Source organism: uncultured Ruthenibacterium sp. (assembly GCF_963558415.1).
Taxonomy (GTDB): domain Bacteria; phylum Bacillota; class Clostridia; order Oscillospirales; family Ruminococcaceae; genus Ruthenibacterium.
The window spans coordinates 1-8,755 of the sequence record NZ_CAUWGY010000092.1 but is presented as its reverse complement, the minus strand read 5'-3'; the positions used below and the strand labels follow the sequence as shown (position 1 = coordinate 8,755).

The following is an 8,755-nucleotide window of genomic DNA, read 5'->3' as shown; positions in this document are numbered from 1 at the left end:
CAGGCGCTCTCCAAAATACGGGCACCGGCGTTGATCAAATCCGCCAAGGCTCCGTTCTGACTAAGCATGCTTAAAACCTGACGACTTCCGGGAGCAATAGCAAGGCTTACCTCTGGGCTGACAGTCTTTCCCTTCAAAATGGCAGCAACAGTCATTAAATCTGTATAGCTGGAATTGGTGCAACTGCCGATGCAAACTTGATCCACCTTGGTCATGGTCAAGCTCTTGACGGATTTGACATTGTCCGGGCTGTGGGGACATGCAGCAAGAGGTTCCAGTTTGCTCAAATCAATTTCAATGATTTCATCATAAACGGCATCCTCATCCGAGCACAGAGGAACGAAATCTTCTTCACGGCCTTGTGCACGAAGAAAGCTCCGCGTTACCTCATCCGATGGAAAAATCGAAGTTGTCGCACCTAATTCTGCGCCCATATTAGTAATTGTTGCACGCTGTGGTACGCTTAGGTTTTTTACACCTTCGCCGCCATATTCAATGATTTTTCCCACACCGCCTTTAACGCTCATAATGCGAAGGACTTCCAAAATGACATCCTTAGCACTGACCATGGGACGCAGTGAACCCGAGAGCTTCACCAAAGTCATTTTGGGATAGGGAATATAATAAGCACCGCCGCCCATTGCAACGGCAACATCGAGGCCGCCAGCACCCATAGCGAGTGCACCGATTCCACCAGCGGTAGGCGTATGGCTATCCGAACCAATCAAGGTTTTTCCGGGTTTAGCAAAACGTTCCAAGTGAACCTGATGGCAAATACCATTTCCGGGTCGAGAATAACGAACACCAATTTTTTTTGTGACCGTTCGAATAAAGCGATGATCATCCGCGTTCATAAAACCGTTTTGCAGAGTATTGTGGTCAATATAGGCTACACTCAGCTCCGTTTTTACCCGGGGAATTCCCATTGCTTCGTACTCTAGATACGCCATGGTGCCGGTAGCATCTTGCGTAAGTGTCTGATCGATGCGCAGTCCGACTTCATTGCCGACGGATGGAATTCCATCGACAAGATGGGCCGCAATGATTTTTTGTGCAATCGTTTGTCCCATAGTTGCGCTCCTTTTGTGCCGCAGTGTAAACGGTCACTCTAAGTTTTATATACTTATTTATAATAATGGGTTGTGGCTTTTTTGTCAATTAAAGAGCATAGGTACAGGATGGTATAAATAAAGCGGATTAAGGGGAAAATAACAAAAAAATAAAAAGGAGCACGTGCAATGGTAAATAAAATGAGCTCAAGCAAAAAAGAACGAAATGACGATGAAGAAGATGTACAACAAGAACTTTTGGAAAAGGATTACATGCTTGAGATGGGAGCAGTACTCCGAACAAAAGGTCGACATACGATTCATTGCTTAACTGTCATTGGTCAGATTGAAGGCCACTCAATGGCACCTCAGAATCAGAAGACAACAAAATATGAACACGTAATTCCTCAGCTTGTGGCCATTGAAGAGGACCCGGAAGTAGAAGGTCTCTTAGTGATTTTAAATACAGTAGGAGGAGACGTAGAGGCTGGGCTTGCACTTGCAGAATTGATCAGCGGAATTACAAAACCAAGTGCTACGCTTGTGTTGGGAGGAGGGCATTCCATAGGAATACCATTGGCCGTTTCTGCCAGAAGAAGTTTTATTGTACCGACTGCAACTATGACAATCCATCCGGTACGGCATTCGGGACTTGTATTGGGTGTTCCACAAACAATGCGTTATTTTGAACAGATGCAGCAACGAATCACCGGCTTTGTGGCATCGCATTCGTCTATCAGTGAAAAACGGTTTACGCAGTTAATGATGCGAACCGGAGAACTGGTAATGGATGTAGGAAGCGTGGTGGATGGAGCGACAGCCGTAAAAGAAGGATTAATTGATGAGCTGGGGGGAGTAGGGGATGCACTGGCTTATTTATATCGTGAAATCGAACAAAAAGGTTAAAAATGGTTTGTAAATCTATACAAAATTCTATTTTACAAGTTGGACGATTGATGATATACTGATAAAGTAATCTTTTGCGCCTTTTTATCGTTGACGTCAAAATAAAAGCCGCTGGCTGGAAGCCGTGCGGCGTTACATATACAGGGGTAGTATTCATGGCATCAAAAAACACAAAAAGAAGGACACAAGCTCGTTCAAAAAATTCATCGAAAGGGCGTTCTCGTAGGCCCAAAAAGGATATGGCAGAGCAGTGGAGCATTCTGATTTTTGGCATTGGAATCCTGATTGCGGCTATGACTTATGTAGAAGGAGCCTCGGTGTGGAGCTGGATTCGTTCCAACCTTTTGTTTGGCGTATTTGGCGTCAGTACTTATCTGTTGGCACCGGCTATTCTGTACATTGCTGTATTGGTCGCCATTGGTATGCCAATGAAGAAAAAAACGCTGCAAATTCTGCTGTGCATGGCTTTGGTGAGTGGTGTCTTTTTGGTGTTTTCCAAGACAGACATGACGGGCTTGAGTTTTCAAGACGGTATGATTGCACTTCATCAGGCGGGTGCTTCAACACCTTGGAGTGCCGGTGTTTTAGGCGCGGTATTCGGGTGGAGCCTCTTGTCTTTGTGTGGACGTCCTGGGGCTGATATTTTACTTGTTATTTTGCTTTTAGTCGGTGTGATGTTAGTGACAGGCGTTACGCCGGGCCATATTTATTATTACTGTTCTGGGCAAGCACGTCGTGCAAGAGAAAAGAGCGAAGAACGGGCTCAAATGAGGGCCGAACGTGCACGTCAGATGGCTGCAGAAAGAGAAGAGCGAAGAGAACAGGAAAGTGTTCGAAAGCAAACAGATTTTGCTATCGATTTGCAAGCATTTCAGAATGCGGCAGAGCACAAGCGCACCCCTTCTATTGATATTGAACTCGGAGAACAACCGGTTACGCAGATTGGTTTGAAACAAGAGGAGCGCCCTGTGATTGGGCCGGGTGGAACCTTTGGCATAGAACCAGATCATCCAGTTATGCCTGTGACGAGACCTTCACCTGCTTCGGATACACAACCGCTGACGTCATCTGTGAAAGCGTCTGATGAAAAGCCTGCTCATAACCCTGTGCAGGACGAGACTGAACAAGGACAAGAAATTTTGTCAGTGAAAGACTCTTTGGATGAGGCAGAGCAAGATGACATTGCTTCTCTTGTGCGCAAGGTGACTGGAGCAGTACAAAACAAAGAAGCAGTTAAGTCTGTTGTATCACCACAGCCAAAGACGGATGATGATTACGTGTATCCGCCGCTGAGTTTGTTCCAAAAGGTAAAAGTAACCAATGAAGAGGATATTGAGCGAGAACTGACGCATAATGCGGATTTGCTGGTAAAGACATTAACAAGTTTTGGAGTGAAAACGCGGTTATTAGATATCAGCCGTGGACCGTCTGTAACGCGTTATGAGTTACAGCCGCAAACGGGTGTGAAAATCAGTCGCATTACAGGTTTGGCTGATGACATTGCATTGAATCTGGCTACTTCGGGTGTGCGCATTGAGGCACCTATTCCAGGAAAAGCTGCGGTGGGCATTGAAATTCCGAATAAGACACGCACCATTGTAACGCTGCGTAGCATTTTGGAGTCACCTGAATTTTCTACCAGCACAGCTCCATTGACATTTGCCATTGGAAAGGATATTGCAGGAAAAAGTCAGATTGGAAATTTGGCCAAAATGCCGCATTTGCTGATTGCAGGCACAACGGGTTCCGGTAAGTCCGTTTGCACAAATTCCATTATTATGAGTTTGTTGTATCGCTGTTCACCGCAAATGTTGCGGATGATCTTAATTGATCCAAAAATGGTGGAGTTTGCACAGTATAACGGAATACCGCATCTTTTGATGCCCGTGGTCACAGAGCCTCGTAAGGCGGCGGGTGCATTGGGCAGTGCTGTGGCCGAAATGGAAAAGCGTTATCGTTTGCTGGCTGAAAATGGTGTTCCCAATATCGAGGAATACAATGCTTTGGCCGAAGAAAATGCCACTCTTGAAAAGATGCCGTATATTGTAATCGTCATTGATGAGTTGGCAGATTTGATGATGGTGGCGGGAAAAGAAGTAGAAGATTATATATGCCGCATTGCACAGAAGGCCCGTGCGGCCGGAATGCATTTGATTATTGCGACTCAGCGGCCATCGGTTGATGTAATTACGGGTTTGATCAAGGCCAATATTCCTTCTCGAATTGGTCTTTCAGTGATGAGCCAGGTGGACAGTCGGACGATACTGGACACTGGCGGAGCTGAAAAGCTATTGGGAAATGGCGATATGCTTTACATGCCGGTCGGCGTTAATAAGCCTGTTCGTGTGCAGGGAACGTTTGTTCGTTCAGCGGAGATCCGCGGAGTGATTGACTTCATAAAGAAACATTCCAGCGCGGATTACAATCAGGAAATGATTGCTGAGATGGAAAAGCGTGCTGTGGCAGAAAAATCGACTTCTTCCGGCTCAGATGACAACGATTCTCGGGATCCCATGCTGGATACAGCCGTTGAAGTGGTAATTGATGCGGGACAAGCTTCTACCAGCCTTTTGCAGCGTCGTTGCAAGCTGGGATATGCTCGTGCTGCCCGTATCATTGATGAGATGGAACAGATGAATATCATTGGCCCTTATGAAGGTGCAAAGCCTCGTCAGGTGTTGATTACAAGAGATCAATGGATTGAAATGCGAATGCAGAGAGATTCGGATCAAGACCCAAGTGTGGTTTAAAACAATTTTAGAAAAGCGGGTTCCTAAGGCAGAACCCGCTTTTCTTGCTAAGAAATGGAGAAGAGGAATGTATCAGGAATTTTTACCTCTTAGCAGAGAAGAGATGTTGGCCAGAGGTTGGAATGAAGTAGATTATATCGTTGTCACGGGAGATGCCTATGTGGATCATCCTAGTTTTGGATCCGCGATTATTTCCCGCTTACTGGAAAAAGAAGGTTTTCGAGTTGCGGTGCTTAGTCAGCCGGATTTTACAAGTTGTGAAAGCATGAAAATTTTTGGTAAGCCGCGTTATGGCTTTTTTATCGGTGGCGGGAATGTGGACAGTATGGTGGCACATTACACTGTGGCTAAGATTCGCAGAGACCGAGATGAATACACTCCGGGCGGCGTGCCCGGAAAACGTCCGGATCGAAGTGCTACGGTATATACAAAGTTGGCGAAGCAGGCCTATCCGGCCCTGCCAGTCATTTTGGGAGGGTTAGAAGCTTCTCTGCGGCGCTTTGCTCATTATGACTACTGGACGGATACTGTATTACCGAGCATTATGGAGACAAGCGGAGCGGATCTTGTTTCCTTTGGAATGAGTGAGCATCAGACTGCCGAGATTGCACATCGCCTAGCTGCAGGTGAACCAGTGAATGAAATCACAGATGTGGCTGGAACCTGCTATATGACGGATTTTGCTCATCTACCGGCTCAATATGTGGAGTGTGCTGGCTTTCATAAGGTGAGTACAGATAAAATTGCATATGCAAAGGCGTGCCGGATACAAATGGACAATCAAGATTGTGTTTCGGGAAAACCTGTTGTACAAAAACAAGGCGAGAGATATTTGGTTCAGAACATTCCTGCCACTCCGTTGACACGTAAAGAATTAGACGAGATTTATGCGATGCCTTTTACGAGAAGATATCATCCAAGCTATGAGGCACTTGGTGGGGTTCCAGCAATTGCTGAAGTGGAGTTTTCCATCATTCAGAATAGAGGCTGCTACGGTGGATGCAATTTTTGTGCTATAACCATGCATCAAGGTCGGCGAGTGACTTCTCGAAGTGAGGACAGCATTGTGGAAGAGGCAAAGGCAATGACCGAAGCGCCTAACTTCAAGGGATATATTCATGATGTAGGCGGACCGACAGCTAACTTTCGTTTGCCAAGTTGTGGACAGCAAATGGCAAAGGGAATGTGTGTAGAAGGAAAGCATTGCTTGGCTCCTGCGCCATGTCCCAAATTGATTGTAGATCACAAAGAATATCTGAAAATTTTAAGGCGCCTGCGGGAGTTACCGGGAGTAAAAAAGGTATTTATTCGAAGTGGAATTCGGTACGATTATCTGATTTTGGATAAGGATGAAACGTTTTTTAAAGAGTTGGTCAAATACCATATCAGCGGCCAGTTGAAAGTAGCTCCAGAACATTGTGCCCCCAATACACTGAAGTATATGGGGAAACCACCGGTGGAGGTATACAACAAATTTTCAAAAAGATTTTATGAGTTGACAAAGCAGGCCGGTAAAAAACAATATTTGGTTCCCTATTTGATGAGTAGCCATCCAGGAAGCACTTTGAAGGATGCTGTCATTCTGGCGGAATATCTTTATCGGAATCGCATCCGGCCCGAACAGGTACAGGATTTTTATCCCACACCAGGAACGGTGTCTACGTGTATGTTTTATACCGGGTTGGATCCGTATACATTAAAGCCTGTTTATGTGGCAAAAAGCCGTGAAGAAAAGGCGATGCAGCGCGCACTATTGCAGTATTATGAGCCCAAAAATGCACAGCGTGTGCGAAAAGCACTTCAATTGACGCATCGGGAGGACTTGATTCCGCTTCTAGTACCAGGTGGAAGAAAAGCTTCCACACTTAAAGATTCGGATGGAGATACTAAAGGAGCAAAGACATGGCGTACAACCCGTACAGGAAAAGCAGGAAAAAGGTCTTTTGGGTGAAAATAAAGCGATATGTGAAACGAAGTTTTGGAGTTTTAGGAGTACTCCTTGTCCTTGGTTCGGGATTGATCACCATTGGAGAAAGGGAAAACTGGAGTACACCCACATGGAGACAAATTTATGCTGCGTTCGGCGTAGGAGAAACTGTGGCGGTCCCTGCTACTGCAGATGACGCAAAAACCAAAATTCATTTTATTGATGTGGGACAAGCGGATGCGACTTTGCTAGAACAGAATGGATTTTTTGCACTGATAGATGCTGGCGAGGCAGATACGCAAACGGATTTAATCGATTATTTGCATGAAGTGGGTGTAGAAAAGTTAGAATATCTTATCATGACACATCCTCATTCAGACCATATTGGCGGAATGCGTGCCGTATTGGATACATTTGAGGTTAATCAGGTCCTGCTTCCAAATTTTGATAAGGCTCCTGTTGAGTGGTGGCCTTCCACGGAGCGATTAATGGAGCGCATCAATGAGCAGAAAAATCCGGCCATAGTGATGCAAACAGGGGACATTTATCCACTCGGTGAGGGGAATATCTCCGTATTAATGGATGGCATACAAAGTGATAATGCCAATAATTTGTCTCCCATTCTTCGATTTGAGGTGGCCGAATTTCGCTTTTTGATAGAGGGCGATGCAGAAAAGGAGATAGAAGAAACTGCATTGGAAAGAAATCTGGATATTAGAGCCTCATTGTTCAAAGCGGGACATCATGGCTCCGCTACTTCAAATACAGAGCCGTTTGTCCAAATGATTGCGCCGCAATATGTAATTATAAGTTGTGGTCAAGACAATTCTTATGGGCACCCACACGAAGAGGTACTGGAGATTTTTGAAGAAACAGGATCACGCGTATTTCGTACAGACCAAAATGGAACAATTGTGGCCTATGTAGATCAAGAACAAAAACTTCAAATTGCAGTAGCAGATGTATCGGAAGATTTAGCGGATGTTGCATAAAAAAGGGACTGTCAAACGACAGTCCTTTTTTATTAGATGGTAGGCTGTAAAAGCGCAATTGTTTCGATGTGCTCCGTATGTGGAAATAAATCTACAGGTTGAATTTCGATCACTTTCCATCCTCGATGGCATAGAAAATGAAGATCGCGCTGCTGTGTTTGAGGATTACAGGAAATGTAAATCACCTTTTGCGGAGAAATGCGACATATTGAATCTAAAAATTCAGTAGTACTTCCTGCACGGGGTGGATCTAGAAAAAGAATGTCCACGTGTTGCCTTTTGAGGGTCATTTTTTGAAGAAACGCCGTGGCATCTTCGCAATAAAAATGGGCGTTTTTAATATGATTGTTTCGGGCGTTTTGAATTGCGCAAGATACTGCTTGAGGATTTGATTCGACGCCGATAAGTTTGAAAGCATTTTGGGCGGCAATCAATCCAATCGTTCCGATTCCGCAATAGGCATCAAGGACAGTTTGATGTCCATCCAGTTTGGCCATAGAGATTGCAGTACGGTACAGCTTTTCGGTCTGCTCTGGATTGATTTGATAAAAGCTAGAAGCGGAAATACGAAATTTCAGTTGACACAAGCGATCCTCAATAAAGCCTTTTCCAAACAAAATTTTTTCATTTGGTCCTAATACGGCGCTGGAATAGCGCGGATTGATATTTTGAATGACGGTGCTTATTTGAGGACACTGCGTTCTTAATTCTTTTACAAAAAATTTTGAGCCGGGAAGCGCTGCCTTGGCTGTAACGAGAGTAACTAGAATTTCGTCATTTGCACGGCTATATCTTGCCAGAATATGACGTAGAAGTCCCGTTCGTCGATCTTCGTTGAATACCTCATAATGACAGGCTCGTGCAGCACGGCGTACGGCTTCAATTGCTTTATCTAAGGCCGGCTGATGCAAAAGACATTGTGTAACAGGAATCACACGATGCGTGCCTTGCATATAAATACCACTTATAAGCTGATGATTTTGTACAGCAAATGAGGAGATTGCTTTATTGCGATAGTGCCAAGGATTATCCATTCCAATTATAGGGTGAATCGGACCGAAAGAACCTAGCAATTCGGTTACTTGTAACTGTTTTTGTTTTAATTGCTCTGGGTAAGGCAGCGTTATAAGG

The 8,755-nt window shown here is 44.8% G+C and carries 6 protein-coding genes; 4 read left to right on the top strand and 2 right to left on the bottom strand.

Going from position 1 to position 8,755, the window contains the following annotated elements; genetic code table 11:
- Positions 1–1,070, bottom strand: a 1,070-nt coding sequence (locus tag AB5H98_RS11695) for an aconitase family protein (protein WP_367926075.1), incomplete at its 3' end; no start/stop codon positions are given.
- 168 nt (positions 1,071–1,238) lie between these two features.
- Here AB5H98_RS11695 and AB5H98_RS11690 point away from each other — a divergent pair.
- The 4 genes from AB5H98_RS11690 to AB5H98_RS11675 all read left to right on the top strand — a co-directional run bounded on the left by AB5H98_RS11690 (position 1,239) and on the right by AB5H98_RS11675 (position 7,624).
- Positions 1,239–1,955, top strand: a complete 717-nt coding sequence (locus AB5H98_RS11690; protein ID WP_367926074.1) for a ClpP family protease — start codon at positions 1,239–1,241, stop codon at positions 1,953–1,955.
- Positions 1,956–2,194: 239 nt separating this feature from the next.
- Positions 2,195–4,705: a DNA translocase FtsK gene (locus tag AB5H98_RS11685; RefSeq protein WP_367926073.1), complete on the top strand. Its 2,511-nt coding sequence runs from the start codon at positions 2,195–2,197 to the stop codon at positions 4,703–4,705.
- 67 nt (positions 4,706–4,772) lie between these two features.
- On the top strand, positions 4,773–6,656 hold the full coding sequence (locus AB5H98_RS11680) for a YgiQ family radical SAM protein (RefSeq protein WP_367926072.1): 1,884 nt from the start codon (positions 4,773–4,775) through the stop codon (positions 6,654–6,656).
- A gap of 146 nt (positions 6,657–6,802) precedes the next feature.
- A complete protein-coding gene (locus AB5H98_RS11675; protein ID WP_367926071.1) occupies positions 6,803–7,624 on the top strand; it encodes a ComEC/Rec2 family competence protein in 822 nt (273 codons plus the stop codon).
- A gap of 32 nt (positions 7,625–7,656) precedes the next feature.
- On the opposite strand, the gene rlmD is transcribed toward AB5H98_RS11675, so the two are convergent.
- A partial coding sequence (rlmD, locus tag AB5H98_RS11670; RefSeq protein WP_367926070.1) for a 23S rRNA (uracil(1939)-C(5))-methyltransferase RlmD occupies positions 7,657–8,755 on the bottom strand: 1,099 nt, incomplete at its 5' end.

Excerpts from the sequence above, each read along its gene's own strand:
- AB5H98_RS11690 (WP_367926074.1), top strand. The coding sequence starts at position 1,239 with ATGGTAAATAAAATGAGCTCAAGCAAAAAAGAACGAAATGACGATGAA.
- AB5H98_RS11685 (WP_367926073.1), top strand. The coding sequence starts at position 2,195 with ATGGCAGAGCAGTGGAGCATTCTGATTTTTGGCATTGGAATCCTGATT.
- AB5H98_RS11680 (WP_367926072.1), top strand. The coding sequence starts at position 4,773 with ATGTATCAGGAATTTTTACCTCTTAGCAGAGAAGAGATGTTGGCCAGA.